The organism is Vibrio sp. Vb0304 (assembly GCF_033338995.1).
Lineage (GTDB): Bacteria > Pseudomonadota > Gammaproteobacteria > Enterobacterales > Vibrionaceae > Vibrio > Vibrio alginolyticus.
The window spans coordinates 87,489-113,555 of sequence record NZ_JAWOTT010000005.1; the positions used below are offsets into that span (position 1 = coordinate 87,489).

The following is a 26,067-nucleotide window of genomic DNA, read 5'->3' on the forward strand; positions in this document are numbered from 1 at the left end:
CCTGTTAACATCACGAAACAGAATGGTTACATGCCATTCTGTTTTTCTATCTATCGTCCAAAATTGGACAACGTTTGGTTTGGAGCTAACGTCAATGAAAAAATGGGCTACTCTATTAGCTGGTAGTGCATGTGCGCTTTCTCTGTTCTCTGGTACAGCGGCAGCGGATGATAAAGAACTAGTATTTATGAACTGGGGTCCTTACATCAACAGTAATATCCTAGAGCAATTTACTAAAGAAACTGGCATCAAAGTGATCTACTCGACTTACGAGTCGAACGAAACTTTGTATGCAAAGCTAAAAACTCATAACCAAGGTTATGACCTAGTAGTACCTTCAACGTACTTCGTGGCGAAGATGCGTGACGAGGGCATGCTACAAAAGATCGATAAGACTAAGCTGAAAAACTTCGGCAACCTAGATAAAAACTACCTAGACAAGCCTTACGATCCAAATAACGACTACTCTATCCCACACGTTGTTGCGATTACAGGCCTAGCGGTTAACGCAGACATGTACGATCCAAACGACTTCCAAAGCTGGGCTGACCTATGGAAGCCTGAGCTTGAAGGTCAAGTAATGTTGATGGACGACACTCGTGAAGTGTTCCATATCGCTCTGCGTAAACTTGGCTACTCAGGTAACTCAAAAGACCCTAAGCAAATCGATGAAGCGTACGCTGAGCTACAAAAGTTGATGCCTAACGTTTTAGTTTTCAACTCTGACAACCCTGGCGCACCTTACATGTCTGGTGAAGTGGGCGTTGGTATGCTTTGGAACGGTAGCGCCGCAGCGGCACAAAGTGAAGGCCTGAACCTTAAACTCGTTTTTCCTAAAGAAGGTGGTATCGGCTGGGTTGATAACTTCGCTATCTCTTCCGGTGCGAAGAACGTAGAAGCCGCTCACAAGATGATCGACTTCCTACTGCGCCCAGAAATCGCAGAGCAAATCTCTCGTGATACTGGGTACCTAACGGCGGTGGAGGAATCGAATGCTAAGTTTAAAGACGTTGCCCCACTATTCCCTTCTCAAGAAGACCTTGACCGCGTTGAATGGCAAGATGCGGTTGGTGATCTAACCGTTAAATACGAAGATTACTTCCTCAAGCTGAAAGCGGGACAATAATCTAGCTTGTGTAACAAGTCATCAACCATAGGAAAATAGGCAGCAATACGCTGCCTATTTTTGTCTTAGGCTGATATAATCGCGCGTTGCTAGGTTTATTTGTCTTGGTATCATAGATTTATCGTCTCATAACAAGGAGACAACGATATTCAAGCTAAATGAACATATTTGTGCTTACTGCGATTTGGCTCAACTTGATAACTCCAGCTAGTATTGACTTGTCCAATCGCGAAACAAAACGGAAAACAAATGAAAAGTAAATTCTACGCAAGCGCTCTATGTGCAGCGACGCTCATCGCTACCCCTGCAATGGCTGCTGATCAAGAACTGTATTTCTACAACTGGTCGGAATACATTCCAAACGAAGTTCTTGAAGACTTTACAAAAGAAACCGGAATCAAAGTTATTTACTCTACATACGAATCTAACGAGAGTATGTACGCAAAACTAAAAACTCAAGGTTCTGGTTACGACTTGGTAGTACCGTCTACCTATTTCGTCTCTAAAATGCGTAAAGAAGGCATGCTACAACAGATCGACAAAGAGAAATTATCTCATTTTGCCGATCTTGATACTAACTTCCTAAACAAACCGTTCGATCCGAACAACAACTACTCTATCCCATACATTTGGGGTGCGACCGGTATTGGTATCAATGCTGACATGCTAGACAAATCATCGGTTACTAAGTGGGATGATTTTTGGGATAGTAAGTGGGAAGGTCAACTAATGCTGATGGATGATTCTCGCGAAGTATTCCACATTGCATTGACTAAGCTTGGTTACTCACCAAACACGACTAACCCAGAAGAAATCAAAGCCGCTTACGAAGAACTGAAAAAGCTAATGCCAAACGTATTAGTATTTAACTCAGACTTTCCTGCAAACCCTTACCTTGCGGGTGAAGTTTCACTAGGCATGCTTTGGAACGGTTCTGCATACATGGCTCGTCAAGAAGGTGCGAACATCGACATCATCTGGCCAGAAAAAGGCACTATCTTCTGGATGGACAGCCTAGCAATTCCAGCTGGTGCGAAGAACGTTGACGCAGCTCATAAGATGATCGATTTCCTACTACGTCCTGAGAACGCAGCTAAGATTGCACTTGAGATTGGTTATCCTACGCCAGTTAAAACGGCACACGATCTGCTACCGAAAGAATTTGCTAATGATCCAAGCATCTTCCCACCACAAGAAGTGATGGACAGCGGTACTTGGCAAGATGAAGTTGGCGAAGCGAGCGTAATGTACGATGAGTACTTCCAAAAGCTAAAAGTGAACAACTAATTCGTTAGTTTTAAAGATATGAAAAAGCGGCTCATGAGCCGCTTTTTTGTTCTTAATGACAAGACAAAAACTCTTCCTGTTGAAGTTATTACGCTCTTTCTTTTCCTTCTAGAGCCAGTATCTCGTCAACTAATTTTGGAACCTCAACGCTTGCTTTTCCGTAGCGTTTTTCCTCAAATTCACTTTCTACCGCACTAGGTTCTAGGTTAATTTCAATGGTATGTGCGCCGTGCATTTTTGCATCATGAACAAAACCTGCTGCGGGATACACAACGCCAGAAGTCCCAATAGAAATAAACAAATCTGCTTCTTCTAATGATGCGTAGATATCACCCATTCGCAGTGGCATTTCACCAAACCAAACAATATGTGGTCGCATTTGTGAAGGGATCTGACAACAGTGACAAAGTTCGCCTGTCTTAATGTCCTCATTGTGCTCTACTACTTGGTTAGATTCACTACAGCGCGCCTTGAGCAACTCACCATGCATGTGAATCACATTCTGACTGCCGCCTCTTTCGTGAAGGTTGTCTATATTTTGAGTGATGACCGTCACTTTACCTTCTAACTCAGCCTCTAAACGCCCCAATGCTTCATGCGCTGCATTAGGCTTTATCGCATTATCTTGAAGTTTCTTGCGGCGTTGGTTGTAAAAATCTTGAACAAGGTCCGGATCGCGAGCAAACCCTTCAGGCGTTGCTACATCTTCGATACGGTGATTCTCCCATAGGCCATCTTGCGCACGAAATGTTTGAATACCAGATTCGGCCGAGATACCTGCACCAGTAAGTACTACAATATTTCTATAAGGGAAATTCATAACTCATCCTTGCTGTTTTTTCATTAGCTTAACACTGAAAGAATAGCAACAGTAGTAATATGGATTAGACCATAGTCGTAATGGTCACTATTAGAATTACAATTTAAGAGGAACAGCAATGAGACAAGTATCTCTAGCGTTTATATTGCTTATGACTTTGGCAGGCTGTCAACTTACCAATGTTGAAGGCGAAGTCGATGATGTAAAGGTAAGAGTCAGCACCAATGATGATGACCATCGAGGTAATGGTAATTTCTGTCCCCCTGGCCAAGCCAAGAAAGGCAATTGCTAAAAGAGCGGCTTTATGCCGCTCCCATATTGGCCTCAATCCTCGTTGGTCGAAGATATTTTATGAATGGCTAGGTCAGCGCCATTGAATTCGTCTTCTTCTGAAAGCCTTAGTCCCATACTGGTATTAATCGCGCCGTAGACTGCAAGTGCCCCAAGCACAGCGATGGAAATGCCCAAAAGCGTTCCTAGAAGCTGAACGATAATGCTCACGCCACCTAGCCCACCCAATGCGCTTTGACCAAAAATCCCAGCGGCAATACCACCCCAAGCGCCACATACACCGTGTAAAGGCCAGACACCTAGCACATCATCAATCTTGGTTTTGTTTTGTAGGTGGGTAAAAAGATAAACAAATAGCACGCCAGCAATCGCACCTGTTACTAAAGCACCGATAGGATGCATTAAGTCTGAGCCCGCACATACAGCAACCAAGCCAGCCAGTGGGCCGTTATGAATAAAGCCAGGGTCATTCTTACCAGCCAACAATGACGCGACAATGCCTCCGACCATTGCCATCAATGAGTTCATAGCCACCAAGCCACTTATGCCTGACACAGTTTGAGCTGACATGACGTTGAAGCCAAACCACCCCACACATAAGATCCAAGCTCCCAAAGCCAAAAACGGAATATTCGAAGGTGCAAAGTTGGTGTGCTTTCCTGCTCGAACTCTGCCTTTTCTCATGCCCAAAAACACGACGGCAACAAGCGCTATCCAGCCGCCAACACCATGTACAACGACTGAACCTGCAAAATCGTGGAAGCCATAACCAAAGCTATTTTCAAACCAAACTTGAACACCAAAGTTTCCGTTCCAGATCATTCCCTCAAATAACGGGTATACGATGCCGACAGTGAAAAATGTTGCGATTAGAATCGGATAAAAACGAGCTCGCTCTGCGATACCACCAGAAACAATAGCAGGAATCGCTGCAGCGAAGGTCAGCAAGAAAAAGAACTTCACCAACTCGTAACCATTGCCTTGAGATAATGTCTCTGCATCAGCAAAGAAGGTGCAGCCATAAGCGACCCAGTATCCAATGAAAAAATACGCAATGGCGGAAATACCGAAATCGGCCAAGATTTTAACTAAAGCATTAACTTGGTTCTTTTGGCGCACGGTTCCTACTTCAAGAAAAGCAAAACCAGCATGCATCAAAAAAACCATGATTGCGCCAAGTAGTAAGAAAAGTGTGTCGGAACTTTGCGTGAGAGTTTGTACAGCGCCGTGTACCTGATTGGCAGTTACACTCATTATGATTGTCTCCGTTGATCTGTAGCGCACTTATCCTGTGCATCAAAGTTAGGCTCATCACCAGTTTGGTGAACTTAATTTATAGAGCGTCTATCAGAGCAATTCTCATTCCATAATTTACATTTCTAACACTTACGATTTAATTTATTGTTTTGTATGAACTTTAATAAAATTAGGCATTCTTAAAATGGCGCTTAACACGCTAATAAGTGCACCAATATGGTTTTAGTGCACCAACATAATGCGCACCATATAGCTCAACAAGCAGCAAACTCCCCACCATAAACATAAAAGCCACCTAATGAGAGGTGGCTTATATACTGAATTGCTAACTAAAGGAGTTTATCGAGTGTTCTTCCCTGCTTGTACATCTTCTGCCAACGCCCCTCGACGAGATAAGGAGGAAGCCAACCAGTCTCAACAGATAAACGGTTACCTTTGTCGTACCATATGCCAATCATTAAAACTGGTTTAGTTTTAGGGAGAGAAGCTACCACTATTCAGTCAACTCAGAGCAACTGCTGCGTCTTACGAGTTCCTTTTGTGAATGTTGTTACGTCAACATTAGAATTTGGTAACTATATCTCTTCCATCCCAACCCCTTTTGTTAGGAAATCCTCCAATGAAGCAGATATATATTTAGCATCGTCGATATCTAGATCACTAAAATCACTTAAATAAAGTCCTGGCCCTTTTTTTCCTTGCATTAATATCAAAGCTGCGCCTTCTTCATTATCCCCAATAGCCAAAGAGTTAGGAATGCAATCTTGGATTTCATAAGCTTCATTCATCTCAATACAACCCGACGGGCTCCATATCCTTATATACTTTTCTCCACGCACTAAAATCTCTACTTCCGTCATTTTTCTAACGATACAAAGATACTCTTCCGGTACAGTAATACTGCTAAAATTTTTCAAATCATTAATTTCATCTTCGCTTGCAGCATTCTCGTGCGCATCAAGCCTAAAGTTGAGCGCTAAATTTTCTATGATATCCAACTATATAGCCTCTAATAATTCAACCTTTCGTATGGTATTTTTAGTGCATTTAGCATTTTATACTGTTGTTCAAGAACTTTACTTATTGTTTGTTTGTCAAAACCTGCAACTTCCAAATCAGCTATAATGAACTGAAGCTCCTCTTGCAAGTTAGAGCCCCATTTGCTTTCCCCACTATTGACTCTAGCATTTTTTCTAGCCCGTTGTTCATTACTAATTATTGTATGGGGGTGACATGAACCAAATTTCGTTTTTCCAGTTTCGATTGTGATGCTTGGGGCTAGTTCTTCATCATAACCATATGAAGATAAGTTTTCTTTTGCCCAAGCCCGCTGCAACCCATGATGAGACTCTAAACGCCCCCCATTTGGCCCCTTCCCCTTTGGTTTAGGTAAAGAGTCTTTATGAGATTTGTTAAAGAATATATAGTTTTCCCCATCATTTACTTGGAAATTATATTTTTTAACTTCATGAAAAGCTCTGGAATTAACAAATTCTTCAAGGCCAACAACATGCTGAATTTTTCGTTTACTACCATCTGAATAGTTAATATGACGATAAAAAGTAATCTCGCTCTTCTCACAATCAATATGGTCTAAATCGTATTCATATCGAATATTGTTTTTACCATTGGGTTTTCGGATTTTGACTTGCGAGCGAACGCCATCTTCTCCGACGGATGACTCTTTTGCAGCTTCTAAAATCTGATCACAAACCTCTTGGGGAACGTTGTTTTGCGCCTGATACTCAGCCAGCATTTGTTGCAAGCGTTTTAGCCCTTCTTCACACAAGAAGCCTGTTGGGTCAATCCACTGGATAGGATTGACTGCATATTGGTAATGATTAATGCCACCAGCAATAGATATCGGATCTTGTTGGATAAAACGTCCTAGCTTAGGGTCGTAATACCGAGCGAGGTTGTAGTGTAAGTCGGTTTCTTGATCGAAATACTGCCCTTGAAAACGCAATGGATTTGCGACATTTTCAATATGTACATGAGCAAAGCCGTGAGCATCGTAGCTGGCACTCCATACAACATTCCCTTCGCAATCGATCAGCCGCTCTGGTTTACCAACTTGATCACACTGGTACCAATAAATAACGTCATTTTCTAGCAGTGCCACTGGCGTGTAGGTTTCTGGTTGATATAGGTACCAACGGAAAGCACCTGAAGAGCGTTCACCAATTAAACGTTCACCTTCCCACATGAACTCCGTAACGCCTTGTTGTGTAATTTTCTTCGTCCTGCGCCCTAATGCATCATATTCATATTGACTGATACCATCGTCGGTGTGAACTTCAATGAGCTGATTTAACGCATCAAATACGCGAGTCTGAACGTGTCCTTGCCCCTCACGTTTTGTCTGATTTCCTTGCGCGTCATATTTGAACCGGACATTATCGTGCACTTCAATACGATCAGCGAATACCTCTGAAGATGGCAAAGTAGGATTGCCAAAACTATCGTATTCAAACTTAGTCACTTCTCCGGAAGCATTGACTCGTTTCAGTTGCCCTAAGGCATCGTACTGATAGTGTGTTGCTCCTGCCGTTTTATCAATGATTGATGAAATACGGTTTTGCGCATTGTAAACGTACTTTTTCTCTCTATCAGGCCAATGTTGTTCGACCAAACGACCAACACCATCATAAATGATGCGCTCATTAAAATGTGCCGTTTCAATTTGGGAAACTCGTCCCATTTCATCGTAATGAAATTTGATTTGAGGTAAATCTAGGTTTCCAAACCGAATCGCTGAAAAACGCCCATATCGATCGTAAGAGAAGTTCAGCTCCGTATTATCTGGCAGTACCTGAGATACGCGTTGGCCAACTCTGTTAAACTCCTGCGCTATCTCAAACTGACCTTGAATGCGCTTTGTTAAATGCCCGAATGAAGAGTATTGGTATTGCAATGTTTGATGGCGATTGGATGCGAAAGTAAGTCGACCACCAAGCGTATAATTGAAGTGGTTCTCTACAATACTGCTACCATTTCCTGCTTTGACGTGCTTGAGATAACCCGCAGCGTCATAGCGGTACAGCACAGTCCTATCGGCGACTTGCTTACGATGGATCCGCCCCATATCGTCATAATCAAATTGGCTTTGTAGATTATCAAACCCAACAGTTCCTGATAGCTGGCCTTCATCGTCATACAGAAATTCGAATTCTAAGCCGTCACTCCGAACTAATTTAGTCAGGTTACGTTGTTGATCGTATTCATAAGATATATGACTGCCATCGGGGAAGATGACTGCTTCTTGTTGCGCGAGTGCTCCCCATTGATACGAGGTAATGCCTGCTGGAGTTCGAATCTGAGCAACACGGCTGTGCTCATCGTAAGAATATTCTTCGCTATAACCGACTTTGTCTTCGTCGTTAAAATAACTAACCGATGTACGCCTGCCAAATTGATCATAAGCGAGTTGAGCAATGCACCCATCGGGATAAGCGACGCCATTCACTAGATCTTCTTCGTTGTAGCTGTAACGAAGTAATGTACCGTCTATTTCATTCGCGATAAGTCTTTGTTGTTCATCCCACCACCACTGACTTTTCTTACCATCTTCAGACTCTTTTTTGACGACTTGACCGTGTTTATCGTAATCATATTCCGTGACACAGCCGAACTGATCGGTATCCCAAACTCTTTGACCGAGGCTATTGTAGTAAGCCTTCTCGATATCCCCGTCAGGTGAAACCGTTTTAACTAACTTACCTAAGCCGTCATAACCATATTGAATTTCTTTGCCAGAGGAATGAAACTTAGAAACTAATTGACCATGCTGATTATATTGATAATTGACCGCTGACTGATCAGGATAGATAGCTTGTGCTTTTCGTCCTAATTCATCATATTGCCATCGCCAAGTTCTACCTGTGGGGCTTATTTTCTCGAGTAAGTTACCCTGCTCGTCATGCAAGAAAGACCATTGATGATCTAACGAGTCAGAATAAGAAGAGTGATTTCCTTGATAATGGAAGCGATAGTCATAAATTCCTGCGTCCCCAACGTTTCTGATGCATTTCGCTTTTGCACCTTCGCCATCCCATTCAAAATAATGAGTAAAGCCAGTTGGTCGTACACGTTTAACAATTAAATGCCCGCGGTATTGATACTGTTCCTTTAAGCCTAAATGATTAGTTGCACTGACCAAATCATCGTGCTCATCATAGGTATAAGTTGTCAGAACTTTTTGGGACTTTGCATTTAGCAGTTCTACAAGGCGTCCTTGCTTATCATATTGACATTCAAGAACCGGACGCTTGTTGTATGCAATCTCGATCAATCGATGGTTTCGAGAATACTGCAGTTGAAACGTTGAAAACGTGCCATTTCTGACTTGTTTAACAACCCAACGATCATCTTTCTGTTCAAATCGATATTGATGCCCACTAGCGAGCGTCACGATCCGAGTTGCTGAATTTAGGAAATAACAGCTCGCACCAGCGTATATCTGGTAACTTGTTGCTCCAATATCTACTGGCTCAAATTCTGTGATATCGGCCTTATCGTCAACAAACTCCCAAGCGATAACATTGTCTTTCTCGTCCGTCTTTTCGCGTAATTCAAACTGAAATGCATGTCGCCAACCAAAGCCCATTCCATGATTTACATCCGACTGCGAAGAGCGGTAAGTACGCTGCCAAGTAGTACCTTGTTGTAGCTCGATATCATAGAGTTCGAGAATTTCTTCACCCGTCACAAGTGATACAGGATCACCGGCTTTCTCATGTTTTTCGCTGCTTTGTTGCTGAGGCTTGGCGGATGCGGCACTTCTGCCACTCTTTTTATTCGACTTCCCCTTTCCCTTCGATGGTTTTGCATTGACGGTATTTTGAGTCGGTGGAGGCGTAACCGCTGACGAGAGTGCGTAGTTTTCGCCGGTAGGTACAATTCGAGCGACATGCAAATCACCGTTCACCAAAGCATTGGCAAACGTTGAATTATAGTGTTGGGAAGTAAGCTCACCGTCAGGTATGTTTGGCTTGAATTGACCAATCGCATAGAACAAGTCCTCGACAGAGCGAAGGTCAAGCTCACCAAAGCTCTCAAGAAACTCTATTGCCTCTTGTTTGGTCACGAATGTTTTAGGTTCGCCGCTAGTAAGTAACTGACCAGAGAAGTGATAACTTTCGCCAAAGCGATTCGTGATAGGAATGACGAATTGAGGGATCATAGCCGTAACGTGTTTGTCCTTTTCTTACCTTGCCGCATCATTTAATGCTCGTTTCGCTCTTTTTATTTGTGAGAGCAAGATGCCTTAATCAAACATCCTCCGATAGAGATTCCTCTGTATGCGTAGACTGAATGTATTGATGGCAATTTTCACGTATGCAACTCTTTGAATTTCTGAGCGCAGCGTACTTTAACGGGACGATGAATCCTGAGTAAATGAACAATAGCGTGAGTGAGACTAATGTCTCATCGTGACGCGATTTTTTTACATGTTTCTTACTTAACTATGATTTTCTGCCCAGTTACGTAAATTCACTCAATAAGTTGCATCAAGTATCACCACTGCGACTAAGAGCTTCATATTTGAGACAAAACAGCAACAAAAAAACCGCCTATTACGGCGGTTTTGCTTAAAGAATACTGATTAAAGGTTTGGACCTGTCGATGGTCTGTGTGGTTGGTTATTGAGCAGTTGCTGCATCCCTTGAAACATTCGCATAAACCACACCAAGATGGCTAATGCAGCAAACACCATCCCTACCCAAGGAATAAAGTAAGCGATGGTTTCAAGCAAAGTACTATGCAACCAATAATCACTCACGCCAACGAGTACACCGTTAGAAGTCGCGACGGTGACGATCAACACAACAAAAAACGTCAGGTAGAGAAAGAAGGTGCGAATTAAACCGTAGTAATGAGAAATCACTACGTCGCTGTCTTCTCCCTTATCTAATCGGTAACCCGCATAGATAATTGCGATAACGCCTGAGATCAGAAACGTAAACGGGGTCAGACAGCTCAGGATGTACGCAACCCAAATCCCGTTATGAGGTTTGTTCATTCGCTTTCGCTCCTTTTACTTCCGTTTGTGCCGTATCTGTTTCACCCATCGCTTCTTTGGACTTCACTTCCTCATACCAAAGATCGTGATGCTCTTTCGCCCATGTTTCATCAACTTCACCTGTCACCATGCCTTCTAGCGCACCTTCCATACCGAATAGACCAATATAGATGTGGAAGATAAAACCACAGATTAGAATCAGCGCCGAAATCGCATGAACTAAGTTAGAAAGCTCCATGTCACGGCGAGTTTGGCCAAAGATAGGAAAGTCCAGAACTAAGCCACTCACTGCCGCGATAGCACCAAAGAAGATTAACAACCAATAGATTGCCTTCTCACCACCGTTTGAGAAACCAGCTGACGGATGTGTGCCTTTGTGTTTACCAACCATGCCGCCCATTTTCATAAACCAACGAACATCTGTCATGTTTGGAATCGACTTGCGCCACCATTTAAAGAGCACGAGCATCAGTAAAATGAAGAACAATGGTCCCATGTAATTGTGGTACTGCTTCGCCAACATGACGATAAAGCCCCAGAACTCAGTAGGAACGTACGGTTTTAAGAAGTGCTTACCGTAAACCAGCATCAAACCACTGAATGCCAGCGTTAAGAATGTAAACGCCATACTCCAGTGAAGCGCGCGGTCTAAACGAGACCAACGCTTCATTTTTTTACCAGTACGCGGCTTGCTAAGCATCAAAGGACCAACGAATACGTAAGCCATGATTACCATTGCAATACTGCCGAAAATCGCGACAGCACCCGCTGGAGACATCCATTTCTCTTTTAGAATGTACCAAGTCTCACCAGGTTTACTGATCAATACGCCATGTTCTGGCGATTGAGACGTGGTGTAGCCTTCTTGCCCCTCTCTGACTTCGCGCCAATAGTCTGCCCCGGCGAGTTGCGTGATCTCCTGTTGAATAACTTTAGAAGATTGTTCCTCTGCTGAAGCAGGCATTGCGAAAGTCAGCAGCAATGCTGTCATCATTGACAGCATTGCTAAAGATGCACGTTTAAGCGTGTTTAACATGTGCCTCTCCTTACTTAGCTTTTCGTCGCATCGTAAGAAAGATCGTTTCCGTCTGTCCAACCTGCGTTTTTCGCGCCGCGTTCTACCACACGTTGACGGAAAATGTCAGAGACTTTCTCTGCGTCACCCGCAAGCAGCGCTTTAGTTGAACAAAGCGATGCACACATCGGTAACTTGCCTTCTGCGATACGGTTCGCACCGTATTTTTGACGTTCTTCCTCAGAGCCAGGCTCTGTTTCTGGGCCGCCCGCGCAGAAAGTACATTTATCCATTTTGCCACGTTCACCAAACGCTTCTTGTTTAGGAAATTGAGGTGCGCCAAACGGACAAGCAAACAAACAGTAACCACAACCGATACACAGATCTTTATTGTGAAGAACGATGCCGTCTTCGGTATGTTCGAAACAATCAGCTGGACAAACTGCCATACAAGGCGCATCGGTACAGTGCATACAAGCAACAGAGATAGAGTTTTCACCAGCTTCACCGTCGTTTAGTGTTACCACGCGGCGACGTTGAATGCCCCATTCAAGCGCATCGTCGTTTTCGTTCTTACATGCAGTAACACAGCCGTTACACTCGATACAGCGTTTGGTGTCACATAGAAATTTCATTCGTGCCATTGTCAGACTCCTTACGCTTTACGAATGTTACATAGGGTTACTTTGGTTTCCTGCATCAAGGTAACCGGGTCGTAACCGTAAGTGGTTGCCGTGTTAGCCGATTCGCCAACAACGTAAGGTTGTGTACCTTCTGGGTATTTAGGGCGTAGGTCTTCACCTTCGAACTTACCGCCAAAGTGGAACGGAATGAACGCCAAACCAGGTTTCACACGACGTGTTACCATCGCTTTCACCTTGATTCGTCCTTTCTCTGCACCTTCAACCCAAACATCATCACCATCTCTAAAGCCAAGATCGTTCGCGTCTTTCGGGTTCACTTCAACAAACATTTCTTGTTGAAGCTCGGCAAGCCAAGGGTTTGAACGCGTCTCTTCACCACCACCTTCGTATTCAACCAGACGGCCAGAAGTCAGAACGATTGGGTACTCGCCCGATTTGTCTTGCTCTTGAATGGATTTATACAACGTAGGAACACGGAAGATTGCATCTTTGTCTTCCCAAGTTGGGTAATCCGTTACAAGGTCACGACGTGGTGTGTAAAGTGGTTCACGATGCAGTGGCACACGGTCTGGGAACGTCCAAACAATCGCACGCGCTTTCGCGTTACCAAATGGAATACAACCGTGCTTGATCGCGACACGCTGAATACCGCCAGAAAGGTCAGTCTTCCAGTTTTTACCCTCTGCTGCCACTTTCTCTTCAGCAGTTAAGTCGTCCCACCAACCAAGTTGTTTCAACAACTTGTCAGTGAACTCTGGGTAACCGTCTTTGATTTCACAGCCTTTCGAATAACTGTCTTCTGCAAGAAGGCTCTTGCCTTCAAATTCCACACCAAAGCGCGTACGGAAGTTACCGCCACCTTCTGCAACCGTCTTAGACGTATCGTACAGAATGTGTGTACCTGGGTGTTTCATTTCTGGTGTACCCCAACATGGCCAAGGTAGACCGTAGGTTTCACCGTTGACAGGGCCACCTTCCGCTTCCAATGTGGTTTTGTGGAACGTATGCCAGTTTTGTTGGTGCGCTTTCAAACGCTCTGGGCTTTGGCCTGTGTAACCAATCGTCCACATGCCTTTGTTGAATTCACGCGTTAGGTCTTCAATCACCGGCTGGTTGTTTTCAACACGGATGTTTTTGAACAGAAGATCGGAATAGCCCAGTTTCTTCGAAAGCAGGTACATGATTTCGTGGTCTGGTTTTGATTCAAACAAAGGTTCAATCACCTGCTCACGCCATTGTAGAGAACGGTTAGATGCGGTAACGCTGCCGTGTGTTTCAAACTGTGTTGTTGCAGGAAGCAGGTAAACGCCGTCGGTACGGTCGTTCATTACCGCAGCAACCGTTGGGTAAGGGTCCACAATCACCATCATGTCCAACTTCTGCATCGCTTTTTTCATCTCAACACCACGTGTTTGAGAGTTCACTGCGTGTCCCCAGTAGAACATTGCACGGATGTTTTCGCGCTGACGAATGTTGTCTTTGTTCTCCAGTACACCATCAACCCAACGAGATACAGGAATACCTGCACTGTGCATTGGTTTCTGACCGCTGTAAGCGTTGTCATCGAAACGACCTTTGATCCATTCGTAATCGATTTCCCACACTTTTGACCAATGACGCCAAGCGCCTTCAGAAAGGCCGTAGTAGCCAGGTAGCGTGTCAGAAAGTACGCCAAGGTCGGTTGCGCCTTGTACGTTATCGTGACCACGGAAGATGTTTGCACCGCCGCCTGATTTACCAATGTTACCAAGCGCTAGCTCAAGCACACAGTAAGCGCGTGTGTTGTTGTTACCAGTAGTATGCTGAGTACCACCCATACACCAAACAATACAGCCCGGGCGATTTTCAGAAAGCAGTTTTGCTGTTTGGTAAACGTCTTCTTCGCTTACGCCTGTTACGCGCTCAACTTCTGCTGGCGTCCATTTCGCTACTTCAGCACGGATTTCATCCATACCGAATACACGTTGACGGATGAACTCTTTATCTTCCCATTGGTTTTCGAAGATGTGCCACAACACACCCCAAATAAATGCTACGTCAGAACCAGGACGAAGTGATACATAGTGATCCGACTTTGCTGCCGTACGTGTACGACGAGGATCCGCTACGACGATCTTACAGTTGTTCTTCTCTTTCGCGATCAGAATGTGCTGCATCGCTACTGGGTGTGCTTCAGCTGGGTTTGAACCAATGAATAGCATCGACTTACAGTTGTGCATGTCATTGAAAGAGTTGGTCATCGCACCGTAACCCCAAGTGTTCGCTACACCCGCCACGGTTGTTGAGTGACAAATACGCGCTTGGTGGTCAACGTTGTTCGTACCCCAAAGTGATGCCATTTTGCGGAACAAGTACGCTTGTTCGTTGCTGTGCTTTGCGCTTCCCAAGAAGTAAACCGAATCAGGGCCGGACTCTTTACGGATGTCCATCACCTTGTTACCGATTTCTTCGATCGCTTGATCCCAAGAAAGCTTTTTCCACTTACCGTTTTCAAGCTTCATTGGGTATTTAAGACGGCGCTCACCGTGGCCATGTTCACGCAGTGCTGCACCTTTTGCACAGTGACCACCGGCGTTAAATGGGTGGTCGAATGCAGGCTCTTGACCCGTCCAAACACCATTTTGAACTTCTGCGTAAATACCACAACCCACTGAACAGTGAGAACAGATAGTACGTTTTATTTCTGTTTTCGCTTCTGGATCGACAGATTTTGCTTGCGCTTTTTTCATCATTCCCGGTGCAAATAGACTAGCACCAACCACTGCGCCACCAGCGGCAAGCGAAGTGTTTTTCATGAATGCACGACGAGATACGCCAAGCTGGTTCGTTTCTTTGCTCACACTGTCGGAGCGTTTGACAAGTTTCATCCGTTATCTCCTAAAGTGTGTCGTAGTAATCGCGAATGTGTTGAGTTTCACGATACCCTTTCTTCTTCACGTCGTTTTCAGAAGGCTCAACCGTTTCTGAAGCAACGGCCACTTTCGTGGTTCCCGCAACAACAGCACCGGCAACGGCAGCGGTTGTGAAGCCTTTTAGGAGATCCCTACGGCTTGTGTTTATTTCTTTATTATCTTTCATCATTGCTTCCTTACCTTACGGTAGATCTTTGGAGACTCATGCCTCTCTATCGATATGACCAAGTACTGCTCGATTACTCGTAATCAGTGACGTTTTTCACATCAATTTTTAATTTGTTCTTACTGCTTTTGGCGTTCACGCTAAAGCGGACTTGCTCTAACGTTAAAAATGCATCGCAAAGCTGTGCAGCTGGCTTGTAGAAGTTCACGCTTTCGGCGCTCTCTAGTTGGCGCGTAAAAGATTGGAACCAAGGGGCAATGTGTTTGTTAAACACCGCTTGTTGAAGTTCTTCCTCTTCACCTGTCAGCATTGCCATCACTTCGCACAGTGCAGAAATATGGTCTTCAGGCTCTTTCACGTTCTCTTCTCGTTCGATGCCTAAAAGATCCAAATCGCGACGAATTTCCGCTAACGGCTTTTCCATCATCGAGCCAGTACGATGCCAAGATCCGAATGGCACAACTTCACCACGTCCAATGCCAATAAACAGATCTTGATATTCTTCTTCTAACGCTTCTCGCTGCGCTTCGTTCGCGGCTTGTTGCAGTGCGAGCCAAGCTTTTTGCATCGCGCTCTCAGACGGCTCAATTTCTAGCGATTTCAGGAACGCCAGCATTTCATCACTAGGCGCACTACGAAAAAGTGCGGATAAAACGAGATAAATGTCTGTTCTCAGTGTTTGTTCTTGTTGTGTGTCCACTGCGAGCTCCTAGTATTTCAGTTGTTTCATTGGGTCTTCTGCCATCGACTCAAACATGTCGATCACACGGCAGTCTTCACACATCGCGATACGATTGATCGCCGCTTCATCAGAGAAATGAGAGTGACCGCGTAACTTGTTTTGTAGCATGTCGATCATAGACTGAGGTGCGAATGGCTTATGACAGCGAATACATTCCGCTGCTTTCTCTTCGTGAATCACAACCGCTTTTTGGCGCTCTTTTTTCACCCAGTTCATACGAGGCGTAAGCGTCAGCACTTTCTCTGGACACGCTTTCTCGCACAGCCCACATTGAATGCAGTCTTGCTCGACGAATTTAAGCGACGGAGATTGACCATCGGTATGAAGTGCACGTGTAGGACAAACTGCCACACAGCTCATACACAACGTACAATCTTTGCTCTCACAAGAAACATTGCCGTAAGGCGCGTTTGCTGGCAGCTCAACAATGTTCTCGACTGGAATACGTGATGCTGACAACGCATCCAACGCCGTAAATAGACGCTGACGTTTGTTACCTTGCAAATCACCTAATGCCAAATCAAAAGACTCGGTACAAAGTGTCGGAGCACCTTCACGTAGTGACTCTAGATACAGAATGTCGATGGTTTCTTTGGCGATACCAAGTTGGTCGAGCAGCTCTTGAGCAATACCTACTTCGCTATTAAGCACACGAATAATGGTTTGAGGCATAAAACGCGAAGCAGCAAACAGCACCTGAGTGGCACCGTTCACAAGCGCGGCAAACCAAGTATCTATACCAACCGAAGGCAGTTCTTCCACCACAATTGGAATCACATTATCTGGCAATGCTTTTAGTGCCATCACGTTGTAGCTCTCGTGGCGAGAACTACAAATCAATACGATAGGATCTAAACCACCCGCTTGCTCATAGTTGGCTAGCGTACGTTCAATAAACTTTTGCGTATCTTCGGGGTTTGGCAATGCGTAATGAATAGCTTCTGTCGGACACGCTGTAGCACAAGTACCCACGCCTTGACATAGGTATGGGTTGATCTCGATGCGATGGCCCGTTTTGTCGCTGCCTTCACTCGATAGTGCCCCTGCCGGACAAGCATCCACACAACGTTCGCAACCTTTTACGCCACGAGAGCTGTGTGCACATAGATCGGTATCTAAACGGAAGAATTTCGGTTTATCGAACGTCCCCATCAAGGTTGGAATTTCTTCCAACGCTTCAGCCAGTTTCGGATAGCCACGACCAACTGGGTAGTAGCCCGGTACTGGTACTTCTTCCGACATGCAGCTGTTTAGGCAAAGATCGAGTACGATATCGAAACAATCGCTATTGATCGCGACCTTGGCAAGATTGTTGGTCGAACCATGATTTTCAATCAGAACTTCAAACGTACCTAAGAACCCTGAAACCTGAACCGAATTGGCGTAGTAAAGCTCGGGATTTGTTCCCTTTTCGCCATCGGTAGAAAGCAGCGTTAGGCTGTTCATTTGCGACAATTGCGCTGCCGCACTTTCGATGATTACCGTTGGACCCACAATCAAAGTATTACCGCCGCTTTCATAGCTTACGGTTGGTGGAATAAGATTGGTCAACTCTACGGTATTTTCGAAAGCGTACAGCCTCGCTTTACCGTTATTGGAAGTTGCTTGTTCTAATAATTGTTTCAGCATTGCTCAATTCCATTTATGAACATGGATAGTCTTTTCCATCTCTTAGTGTAGTTAGCGCCGGAGATTCTGCTGATTAACTTATCAATGAGCATTCTTATTCCGCCATCTATAGGCGATGAATACTACGCAGTGCGTCCGTACTAACTTCAACCAGATTGGTATTGAGCAACAGATAGCAAGTGTCATGCCAATAAAATATCAACTAAAAATCAATAGGTTATCAATTTTACTGACAAGTAGTAGGGATAAAAAAACCGGTTGAGACATTTTGTCTCAACCGGCTCATTGAGTGTTTAGTCAAAATGTACCTATTCTTTGTGTGGTATATTTTGTCTCACCTCGTTAGGCTGTGATTCTTCAGCAAAAGTATCACTTTCGCCAGGAACTGTATTTATATACAGTTCATTTTCATCTTGAGTAATTTGGCCACTTTTGTCGGTGTTTGACTCTGCGTCTTCAACTACCTCAGATGCGATATCGTTAGCGTTAAGCTCAGACCCTTTCGCAGTTTCAGCGTCTGGTTCGTCTTCCACTTTGTCTTTAACCCAATCACGCAGCGTCTCAGCGACGTCTTGAGAAAGTGACTTTAAGTTACTGTAATCATCATCGTAATCGTCTAGGCCGTCACGCACGTTAAATTCTTCGGACAAGAACATTTTGCGCAGCGCAGCTTTCTTAACGCTTTCTGAAGCTTCAGAAACCAGCAGTTGCGCCACAGACATTTCTTCAGTTTTTTCAGTCTCTACACTCGCGGTAATGTCTGGAGCCTGACTATCCTCATTGACGTTCAAAGTATCTAAGCTTTCGTCAGCGTTTGAAAGCGCTGTGACACTATCTTCGGATTGTTCCGTCTCTGCTATCGGCGTGATCTCTTCAGCATGTTGGGAAGATTCTTCTAGTTTACGTTTCGACCAACGGCTTAAAAAACTAGTTGCCATTTGCTCTGCCTGCTCCTTTGCGTTTCTTGCGTCTTACTTCTAACAACTCACCGTGACGACCAATAAAGGCTTCCATCCAAGCCTGAACGGCTAACGGCATATCGTTAGATAGTACAAGGTTATCACCATCCATATATTGCGCCGCAACAGATTGTGAAGCCGTCAGTAACTGTATCGCTGGTTTTTCACCAGACTCGACGTTATCCATCACTAAAAAGAGTTTAGGTTGCTGAGAGCTTAAGTTAAAGCGGTAGTCTGTACGCTCGTCTTTATGTAATTGCAACAGACAAACATCTGGAGTCTCTTCCGTCGGATTCAGCGCAAATCCTGTCAACTGCCATTGGGTTGTCACCCAAATCCCTGTACTGATCTCATGCTCAACAAGCTCTACGCCGATTGGCCATGTATCCTCAGTCTTTTCGTAATTTTTTTCGAAATCTTTCTTATCCGACATAACTCACCCAGTCTTTCTATTTTTGGTCTGAAAACACACAGGACATTTTGCCCCCGTTTTCGACCATTTTTATTGTCTTCGAAGCAATAAACGCGCCAAGCTGATATAACTTAGTCTATGTACTCCCTCAGGCTATAAGTACCAAACTAGACGAAACTCAAATGTATTGATGTGTCATTACTGCGAACTCGCAGTTTTAATGCATTGTTGACATAAAACCTCGCAATTTCTGTGGGAACCGCTATTTTGGAATGAGATTTGCTAGCCACTTAACAAGCTAAAATGCGTAGCAACCTAACGCTCTTAATCACTAGGACACGACTGTGCTGAAACCAAACATTATTAAAACCAGTGAAAATCCCCTGCAAACCATTGAAGTCGATGTGTACGACGAGTACGGCGAAAAACTGACAAAGCAAATCGCGTGCGAGCGTCCTCTTACGGTCATGCTGAACTGGAAAGAAGTGGTCACGCTCATGACGCTAGGTTCGCGTCCAGAAGCACTAGTACTCGGTTATTTAAAAAACCAAAGCTTCCTGTCCGATCCAGCCGCGATCGAATCCGTTATTATTGACTGGGAAACGCATTCCGCAGCGGTGATTACTAAAGAAAACACTGAACACTTAGAAGGCGCCCTGAAAAAGAAAACCGTCACCTCAGGTTGTGGCCAAGGCACCATGTATGGCAACGTGATGAAGCAGCTTGAAAATTATCAAGTGCCTCAAGTTTCTCTTAAGCAGTCAGAAATTTATTCTGCGCTGGAAGCGTTAACTCATTACAACGACACCTACAAAAAAGCGGGCGCAGTACACGGCTGTGCGGTTTGCAAAGGTAATGAAGTGTTGTCATTTGTGGAAGATGTCGGCCGTCACAACGCAGTGGATACACTTGCAGGTGAGATGTGGCTCAAAGAAGAAACAGGTGAAGATAAAATTTTCTACACAACTGGTCGCCTTACATCAGAGATGGTGATTAAAGTGGCTCAAATGGGCATTCCTGTTCTGCTTTCTCGCTCTGGCGTTACTCAAATGGGGTTAGATCTAGCGAAGCAATTTGGTATTACGACCATTGCGCGTGCGAAAGGTTTGCGCTTCCAAGTGTTTACAGGAGCCGACAAGGTTGAATTTGATGTAAAAGGCAACCAATAACACCTTTTCAGTGTAAACTAAAACCAATAATGCGGATTCACAGAGGATGTGGACTATGAATAATGACCAATTGTGGAATTTTCTGCTTACGCCCAGCGGTATCATGCTTTCTATGATTATTACCTTTGGCGTGGTCGGAATCTATGCGTATATAACAGGTCAGTTTAAGGATTAAGGCCAAATATTAAAAAAGCCTCGCTAAATAGCGAGGCTTTTGCTTTTTAAACGCTTTGCGAGTAATTACGCGTCAACGCCACGAGATTTTAGGAACTCAGAGTAAGTGCCTTTAAAGTCTGTGATTTTACCATCGCGGATTTCGATAATACGCGTTGCTAGCGAGTCTACGAATACACGGTCGTGAGAGACGAAGAACAACGTGCCTTTGTATTGCTCAAGCGCCGTGTTCAAAGATTCAATTGATTCCATGTCCATGTGGTTGGTTGGTTCGTCCATTAGCAGCATGTTTGGCTTGTGCATCATTAACTTACCAAGCAGCATACGACCTTGCTCACCACCAGACAGTACTTTTACTGACTTCTTAATGTCATCTTGACCAAACAGCATACGACCAAGGAAACCACGAACGACTTGCTCGTCATCACCTTCTTGACGCCATTGACCCATCCAATCCGTTAGATTCATATCTTCTGCAAAGTCATGCGCGTGGTCTTGCGCGTAGTAACCGATGTTTGCATTTTCAGACCATTTGAACTCACCAGCACGCGGTTCAAGTACACCAGCAAGCGTGTTTAGAAGTGTTGTTTTACCCACACCATTTTCACCGATGATCGCAACGCGCTCTCCCACTTCAAAAATTGCATTGAAGTCTGAGAACAAGTCCTCTTCAAAACCTTGGCTCAGGTTTTCTACAATCAGAGCGTTACGGAACAGCTCTTTAGACTGTTCAAAACGAATGAATGGGTTTTGACGACTAGACGCTTTCACTTCGTCCAATTTGATCTTGTCGATTTGCTTCGCACGAGATGTCGCTTGTTTTGCTTTCGATGCGTTTGCAGAGAAACGCGCAACGAACGTTTGTAGCTCAGCGATTTGTGCTTTCTTCTTCGCGTTGTCGTTTAGTAGACGTTCGCGAGCTTGAGAAGCCGCAGTCATGTACTCATCGTAGTTACCTGGGTAAACACGTAGCTCACCGTAATCCAAATCAGCCATGTGCGTACATACTGAGTTTAGGAAGTGACGGTCGTGCGAGATGATGATCATTGTGCAGTTACGTGCGTTTAGCGTGTCTTCCAACCAACGGATAGTGTCCATATCCAAGTTGTTGGTTGGTTCGTCAAGAAGCATCACATCTGGGTCTGCGAATAGAACCTGAGCTAGAAGCACACGAAGTTTCCAACCCGGTGCAACTTCACTCATTAGACCGAAGTGTTGTTCCATTGGAATACCTACAGCAAGAAGAAGCTCACCCGCTTTCGCTTCTGCCATGTAACCGTCCATTTCCGCGAACTGAACTTCTAGGTCAGCCACTTTCATGCCGTCTTCTTCGCTCATTTCAGCAAGTGAGTAGATGCGGTCACGCTCTTTCTTCACTTCCCATAGCTCTTTATGACCCATGATAACGGTATCGATTACCGTAAATTCTTCGTAAGCGAACTGGTCCTGGTTCAGTTTTGCAACGCGCTCGTTTGGATCGTAGCTTACGTTACCACTGGTTTGCTCAAGCTCGCCGCTGAGGATCTTCATAAAGGTTGATTTACCACAACCGTTAGCTCCAATTAAGCCATAGCGATTGCCTTCGCCGAACTTAACTGAAATGTTTTCGAATAGCGGCTTAGCGCCGAATTGTTGAGTAATATTCGCTGTGGAGATCAAAACCTTTACCTTAGCAATTGGGGTGTATTTAGAAAAACCGGGCAACGGTACTTGTTCATGCTACATACTGCAAGTGTTGTTTTTATTAATTCACTCCAAGTGAAATCATTGTAAGGTTTCTAAGAAGCAAAAGCGTAAACATAAATGCGTCATTAAATACAAAAAAGAGCCACTATCGTCAGTGGCTCTTTTTCCATTAATACTTCAAAAAAGTGACTAAGCGATGTTCGTCACCTCTAGGATCAGTTCGGCTTTTTTAGGTAAATAAATACTGAATTTACTGCCTTTTCCCCATTCAGACTCTGCTTTTAACTCACCACCCGTTTGGCTGAGAATACTTTGGGAGACCGATAGCCCTAACCCTGTGCCTTCTCGTTTCGTTGTGTAAAATGGCGAGAAGATTCGACTCAAGTTTTCTGGTTTAATACCGCAGCCCTCATCGATAACATGAATCGCGGCTCCTTTCACTTCGCCCTCGTCAATCCAGTCTTCACTGACTACTGTTAACATGCCTTTACCGCTCATTGCGTGAATGGCGTTCATTTGCAAATTAACTAAGATTTGTAGCAAGTGGTGACGGTTTATCTCAACGGACGTATGCGCTTGTAGGTCAGTCACAAACTCAACGTCGCGTTTCTTGGTGCCAGTTTTAACCAAGGTGATGCTTTCATCAATGATAGGATTGACATGTTGCCAAGTGATTTCATCTTGAACACCGCCTTGGCGACTGTATTGCAATAAACTGCGTGTGATATTGCGGATACGATCAATTTGCGCGTGAATCGCATCAATCTCTTCTTGTACTCGACTTGCATCGTCACCCAATTCAAAATGGATCAATTCTACGTTGCCAAGAATCACGGCGGTTGGGTTATTAATTTCGTGAGCAATCCCCGCGGTGAGTTCTCCCAATGCTGCCAGTTTTTCATGAACAACGAGTTTGTCGCGAGTTTGGTTAAGCAATTGAATATGCAGCTCAAGATCTTGGGTTTTTTCTCTCAGGCTTGCCGTACGCTCTTGAACTTTGCATTCAAGTTGAGCTGCGGAGTTTTTCAGTTCAATTTTGCGCTCTTCTAGCGCGTCTAACATATCATCAAACTGTCTGGCTAACTGCGCAAGTTCATGATCGGCATCTAATCCTAACGGGCCAATCCGTTTTTCTTTACCTTGTTGGACCTGCTTCACCACTTTGTGAATGCGTTCGATCGGTCGAAACAGATCATAAGAACCGCGATATACCATCACGCCAGAAACCAGCAATAACATAACCGTAATCAAGCTTATTTCGGCAATGTTGGTCATGTAGGCTTTAACGAATGGCCACATTAGGTAACCGGTATAAAGCATACCAATGACGTTGTCGTATTGGTCTTTGATCGGTTGATACGCCGTAATATACCAAGCGTCATACACATATGCTCGGTCAACCCACTGTTCACCCTTCGAAAGTACTTGGTTATACACTTCTGCGCTCACGCGAGTGCCTATGGCGCGCCCTAGTCTATGATCGCTGTCTAGAGGAACGTTGGTGCTCACACGCAAATCATCGAGAAATACCGTCAACGTACCCACAGGGCGAAGGCGGTCATTATCACTTAAGTAAATGAGATCGCGGATTTGATCCACCAGCACTGTGCTGTTGTTAAGGAGCAAACCACCATCAAGAAAGCCGATCAAATCGTTCGCTTGGCTGTATACCGGAATCACGGTTCGACTGACTAACCCACGCGCCTCCCTGTCACCATCAGCAAGAATAGGCACTTCTGCTCGTTTGGCGAGTTCAGGATCGAGGCGTTCGAGTTCTTCTTTATTGAGTACATCAAAAAACGATTCGCGCTTGGTGAGATCCATAAAGCGGAATTTGTTTTCCATGGAATTAACGCGTTGGAAAGAGAGAAAATCTAAAGCATATCTTTTCTTCTGCTCTGTGACCCACTTTTGCAGGTCACCTTGTGGCAGTCCTTTATTAATGCGAATACGGAAATCGTACGAATCGGCAAACGCCCGCACGTAATTGGCTTGCTTTTGCTGTAACAACGTTACACTGTTATTTGCAACACCAAGACGTTCCGAGACATCAAGCAGCGCATTTTGCCACGTGTAATGAATAGACCAATAAATGGTAATGCCGATCAGAGCTAACAATGTGAGGAAAATCGGCGCAGAGGTTAAGAATAACAAGCGATAACGCACCATGGTTTTAAAACGGTGCGTCCATTTTGACAATCCTTTGTACTGTGGGCCGTTAGTCGGCATATTCCTCATCCTCAGAATCCCATTCTTTGTATTTACGTTCTAAGGTCTTGCGAGCTACGCCCAAGTCGCGAGCAGCGGCAGACTTATTGCCTTCATGCAAATTAACGACTTGTTTAATATGTGCTTTCTCGACTTCTTTTAACGTCCAGCTGTTTGGATAGCCTTCGCCAGTAAATTCTTTGCCTTCTCTAAAGGTTGGTAACTCAGTAGAGTGAGAAACAGTAATCGATACATTAGGCAGTGAATGTCCGCCATTCAGCTCTCGCCAATAGTGTGCAGGTGGTTTACCAAGCAAGATACAACGCTCAATCAAGTTTTTCAGCTCACGAATGTTTCCCGGCCAATCGTACTCACTCATGGCTTCCATGTCCTCGTGCGCCCATTTTGGCGCAGGCATACCGAGCTCGCGCGTCAGCATATTGCTGAAAAATGGCACCAACTCAAATAAGTCGGTTTTGCGCTCTCGCAGCGGACACACTTCAATTTTCAGAACGTTTAAACGGTAATAGAGGTCACTGCGGAAATTACCTTGATTGACCTCTTCTTGCAGGTTTCGGTTGGTTGCCGCTACGATACGGACATCAATACTGATCTCTCTTTCTGAACCGACAGGGCGAATCGTACGCTGCTCTAACACACGTAATAATGATGCCTGCATTGCAAGTGGCATCTCCCCGATTTCGTCAAGAAATAAGGTGCCACCGTTCGCAACACGGAACAAACCTTCACGCGATTTTTTTGCACCGGTAAACGCGCCCGATGTATGACCAAACAACTCACTTTCTAAAAGCTCTGGTGCAATCGCGCCGCAGTTGATTGGCACAAACGGGCCCGTTCGCCCACTCGCCTGGTGGATACCTCGTGCAACTAGTTCTTTACCCGTACCCGACTCACCTTCCACCAAAACAGAAGCGCGTGATGGTGCAAATTGGTTAATAAGTTGCTTAAGCAGACGCGTTTTTTCTGAGCCGCCGATGATCTCTGAGGTATTGTGACGTTGGTAATCGCGTGTCATGGCGTACTGCATGCGTTCGTTCAAACGGCGATCCATACAGCGACTGACCGCTTTTAACATCTGCTCAAGGTTGAATGGTTTGAGGATAAAGTCGGAAGCACCGAGCTGTAGCGCTCGAATGGCAATTTCTAAATCCGCATAACCCGTCATAAAAATCACATCGGCACGTTTGTCATCATCTTCAAACGCTTCTTCCCACTCAATTCCAGAACGCCCTGGCAGATTAATATCCAGTAAGATCAGATCATAATGTCGAGAATTACGCAGTTGTTCTGCTTCTTCGATGCTACCAGCTGTATCGACATGTGAAAAAAGCTTACTCAATGCCTTTTTCAAGATGGCTTGCATGCCTAATTCATCATCGACGACCAGTACGGAAAAGGCGCTATATTGTTGATTTGTACTAAGATGGGATTGAGTAGACATATTTACCCCAGATGGATTTCGATGGGACAGAGTGTACCAAGTTTAAACAGAGATACCCTACAAAAAGTGCGACATTTTGTACCAAC

Annotated in this window: 21 protein-coding genes; 4 read left to right on the forward strand and 17 right to left on the reverse strand. The window is 44.6% G+C overall.

Annotated features, from left to right (window positions below):
• The first annotated feature begins 94 nt into the window (after window positions 1-94).
• A complete protein-coding gene (locus R7P35_RS09570; protein WP_256895764.1) occupies window positions 95-1,126 on the forward strand; it encodes an extracellular solute-binding protein in 1,032 nt (343 codons plus the stop codon).
• A gap of 249 nt (window positions 1,127-1,375) precedes the next feature.
• Window positions 1,376-2,413, forward strand: coding sequence for an extracellular solute-binding protein (locus R7P35_RS09575; protein WP_025766646.1), 1,038 nt, complete (start codon window positions 1,376-1,378; stop codon window positions 2,411-2,413).
• A gap of 88 nt (window positions 2,414-2,501) precedes the next feature.
• Here R7P35_RS09575 and cobB read toward each other — a convergent pair whose 3' ends face one another.
• Complete coding sequence (gene cobB, locus R7P35_RS09580; RefSeq protein WP_005377522.1) at window positions 2,502-3,233, reverse strand: Sir2 family NAD+-dependent deacetylase; 732 nt, start codon at window positions 3,231-3,233, stop codon at window positions 2,502-2,504.
• Between the two features lie 118 nt (window positions 3,234-3,351).
• On the opposite strand from cobB, the gene R7P35_RS09585 reads away from it, so the two are divergent.
• Window positions 3,352-3,525: a hypothetical protein gene (locus tag R7P35_RS09585; protein ID WP_165401620.1), complete on the forward strand. Its 174-nt coding sequence runs from the start codon at window positions 3,352-3,354 to the stop codon at window positions 3,523-3,525.
• 32 nt (window positions 3,526-3,557) lie between these two features.
• Here the strand turns inward: R7P35_RS09585 and R7P35_RS09590 are convergent, their stop codons facing one another.
• From R7P35_RS09590 to R7P35_RS09650, 13 genes are all read right to left on the reverse strand, one after another.
• Window positions 3,558-4,778, reverse strand: a complete 1,221-nt coding sequence (locus tag R7P35_RS09590; protein ID WP_238959004.1) for an ammonium transporter — start codon at window positions 4,776-4,778, stop codon at window positions 3,558-3,560.
• A 332-nt stretch (window positions 4,779-5,110) separates the two neighbouring features.
• Window positions 5,111-5,239: a hypothetical protein gene (locus R7P35_RS09595; RefSeq protein WP_318092052.1), complete on the reverse strand. Its 129-nt coding sequence runs from the start codon at window positions 5,237-5,239 to the stop codon at window positions 5,111-5,113.
• Window positions 5,240-5,356: 117 nt separating this feature from the next.
• Window positions 5,357-5,779, reverse strand: a complete 423-nt coding sequence (locus R7P35_RS09600) for an SMI1/KNR4 family protein (protein ID WP_053303068.1) — start codon at window positions 5,777-5,779, stop codon at window positions 5,357-5,359.
• Between the two features lie 11 nt (window positions 5,780-5,790).
• A complete protein-coding gene (locus R7P35_RS09605) occupies window positions 5,791-9,963 on the reverse strand; it encodes an RHS repeat-associated core domain-containing protein (protein ID WP_238959005.1) in 4,173 nt (1,390 codons plus the stop codon).
• A 423-nt stretch (window positions 9,964-10,386) separates the two neighbouring features.
• Window positions 10,387-10,803 (reverse strand): membrane protein, encoded by a 417-nt coding sequence (locus R7P35_RS09610; protein ID WP_005377532.1) that lies wholly within the window; start codon window positions 10,801-10,803, stop codon window positions 10,387-10,389.
• Window positions 10,787-11,839, reverse strand: a complete 1,053-nt coding sequence (locus R7P35_RS09615; protein ID WP_005377534.1) for a formate dehydrogenase subunit gamma — start codon at window positions 11,837-11,839, stop codon at window positions 10,787-10,789. Before R7P35_RS09615 ends, R7P35_RS09610 begins: the two co-directional genes overlap by 17 nt.
• Before the next feature lie 14 nt (window positions 11,840-11,853).
• A complete protein-coding gene (fdh3B, locus tag R7P35_RS09620) occupies window positions 11,854-12,462 on the reverse strand; it encodes a formate dehydrogenase FDH3 subunit beta (protein WP_005377536.1) in 609 nt (202 codons plus the stop codon).
• 11 nt (window positions 12,463-12,473) lie between these two features.
• Entirely contained in the window at window positions 12,474-15,329 is a 2,856-nt protein-coding gene (locus R7P35_RS09625) for a formate dehydrogenase subunit alpha (RefSeq protein ID WP_172563266.1), read from the reverse strand.
• Between the two features lie 10 nt (window positions 15,330-15,339).
• Window positions 15,340-15,540 (reverse strand): twin-arginine translocation signal domain-containing protein, encoded by a 201-nt coding sequence (locus R7P35_RS09630; protein ID WP_005377542.1) that lies wholly within the window; start codon window positions 15,538-15,540, stop codon window positions 15,340-15,342.
• Window positions 15,541-15,613: 73 nt separating this feature from the next.
• Window positions 15,614-16,240 carry a molecular chaperone gene (locus R7P35_RS09635; RefSeq protein ID WP_158156463.1) on the reverse strand — a complete coding sequence of 209 codons (627 nt, stop codon included), beginning with the start codon at window positions 16,238-16,240 and terminating at the stop codon, window positions 15,614-15,616.
• Window positions 16,241-16,249: 9 nt separating this feature from the next.
• Window positions 16,250-17,911, reverse strand: coding sequence for a 4Fe-4S dicluster domain-containing protein (locus tag R7P35_RS09640; protein WP_238959006.1), 1,662 nt, complete (start codon window positions 17,909-17,911; stop codon window positions 16,250-16,252).
• A 308-nt stretch (window positions 17,912-18,219) separates the two neighbouring features.
• The gene (locus R7P35_RS09645; RefSeq protein ID WP_238959007.1) at window positions 18,220-18,849 is read right to left on the reverse strand and encodes a DUF3306 domain-containing protein; all 630 of its coding nucleotides are present in this window, start codon (window positions 18,847-18,849) and stop codon (window positions 18,220-18,222) included.
• The gene (locus R7P35_RS09650) at window positions 18,839-19,303 is read right to left on the reverse strand and encodes a DUF3305 domain-containing protein (RefSeq protein ID WP_005389514.1); all 465 of its coding nucleotides are present in this window, start codon (window positions 19,301-19,303) and stop codon (window positions 18,839-18,841) included. The genes R7P35_RS09645 and R7P35_RS09650 overlap by 11 nt, the downstream gene beginning before the upstream one ends.
• Window positions 19,304-19,626: 323 nt before the next feature.
• Here R7P35_RS09650 and R7P35_RS09655 point away from each other — a divergent pair, with 323 nt between their 5' ends.
• Window positions 19,627-20,451: a formate dehydrogenase accessory sulfurtransferase FdhD gene (locus R7P35_RS09655; protein WP_005377552.1), complete on the forward strand. Its 825-nt coding sequence runs from the start codon at window positions 19,627-19,629 to the stop codon at window positions 20,449-20,451.
• Between the two features lie 240 nt (window positions 20,452-20,691).
• Here R7P35_RS09655 and R7P35_RS09660 read toward each other — a convergent pair whose 3' ends face one another.
• From R7P35_RS09660 to R7P35_RS09670, 3 genes are all read right to left on the reverse strand, one after another.
• The gene (locus tag R7P35_RS09660; RefSeq protein ID WP_025766654.1) at window positions 20,692-22,284 is read right to left on the reverse strand and encodes an ABC-F family ATPase; all 1,593 of its coding nucleotides are present in this window, start codon (window positions 22,282-22,284) and stop codon (window positions 20,692-20,694) included.
• A 216-nt stretch (window positions 22,285-22,500) separates the two neighbouring features.
• On the reverse strand, window positions 22,501-24,540 hold the full coding sequence (locus R7P35_RS09665; protein WP_213904923.1) for a cache domain-containing protein: 2,040 nt from the start codon (window positions 24,538-24,540) through the stop codon (window positions 22,501-22,503).
• Window positions 24,530-25,981, reverse strand: a complete 1,452-nt coding sequence (locus R7P35_RS09670) for a sigma-54-dependent transcriptional regulator (RefSeq protein WP_213904924.1) — start codon at window positions 25,979-25,981, stop codon at window positions 24,530-24,532. Before R7P35_RS09670 ends, R7P35_RS09665 begins: the two co-directional genes overlap by 11 nt.
• Window positions 25,982-26,067: the final 86 nt, after the last annotated feature.

What these genes read in the sequence shown, in the direction of transcription:
- R7P35_RS09570 (WP_256895764.1), top strand. Translation starts at nt 95, where the DNA reads ATGAAAAAATGGGCTACTCTATTAGCTGGTAGTGCATGTGCGCTTTCT.
- R7P35_RS09575 (WP_025766646.1), top strand. Translation starts at nt 1,376, where the DNA reads ATGAAAAGTAAATTCTACGCAAGCGCTCTATGTGCAGCGACGCTCATC.
- cobB (WP_005377522.1), bottom strand. Translation starts at nt 3,233, where the DNA reads ATGAATTTCCCTTATAGAAATATTGTAGTACTTACTGGTGCAGGTATC.
- R7P35_RS09585 (WP_165401620.1), top strand. Translation starts at nt 3,352, where the DNA reads ATGAGACAAGTATCTCTAGCGTTTATATTGCTTATGACTTTGGCAGGC.
- R7P35_RS09590 (WP_238959004.1), bottom strand. Translation starts at nt 4,778, where the DNA reads ATGAGTGTAACTGCCAATCAGGTACACGGCGCTGTACAAACTCTCACG.
- R7P35_RS09595 (WP_318092052.1), bottom strand. Translation starts at nt 5,239, where the DNA reads ATGATTGGCATATGGTACGACAAAGGTAACCGTTTATCTGTTGAGACT.
- R7P35_RS09605 (WP_238959005.1), bottom strand. Translation starts at nt 9,963, where the DNA reads ATGATCCCTCAATTCGTCATTCCTATCACGAATCGCTTTGGCGAAAGT.
- R7P35_RS09610 (WP_005377532.1), bottom strand. Translation starts at nt 10,803, where the DNA reads ATGAACAAACCTCATAACGGGATTTGGGTTGCGTACATCCTGAGCTGT.
- R7P35_RS09615 (WP_005377534.1), bottom strand. Translation starts at nt 11,839, where the DNA reads ATGTTAAACACGCTTAAACGTGCATCTTTAGCAATGCTGTCAATGATG.
- fdh3B (WP_005377536.1), bottom strand. Translation starts at nt 12,462, where the DNA reads ATGGCACGAATGAAATTTCTATGTGACACCAAACGCTGTATCGAGTGT.
- R7P35_RS09625 (WP_172563266.1), bottom strand. Translation starts at nt 15,329, where the DNA reads ATGAAACTTGTCAAACGCTCCGACAGTGTGAGCAAAGAAACGAACCAG.
- R7P35_RS09630 (WP_005377542.1), bottom strand. Translation starts at nt 15,540, where the DNA reads ATGAAAGATAATAAAGAAATAAACACAAGCCGTAGGGATCTCCTAAAA.
- R7P35_RS09640 (WP_238959006.1), bottom strand. Translation starts at nt 17,911, where the DNA reads ATGCTGAAACAATTATTAGAACAAGCAACTTCCAATAACGGTAAAGCG.
- R7P35_RS09645 (WP_238959007.1), bottom strand. Translation starts at nt 18,849, where the DNA reads ATGGCAACTAGTTTTTTAAGCCGTTGGTCGAAACGTAAACTAGAAGAA.
- R7P35_RS09650 (WP_005389514.1), bottom strand. Translation starts at nt 19,303, where the DNA reads ATGTCGGATAAGAAAGATTTCGAAAAAAATTACGAAAAGACTGAGGAT.
- R7P35_RS09665 (WP_213904923.1), bottom strand. Translation starts at nt 24,540, where the DNA reads ATGCCGACTAACGGCCCACAGTACAAAGGATTGTCAAAATGGACGCAC.
- R7P35_RS09670 (WP_213904924.1), bottom strand. Translation starts at nt 25,981, where the DNA reads ATGTCTACTCAATCCCATCTTAGTACAAATCAACAATATAGCGCCTTT.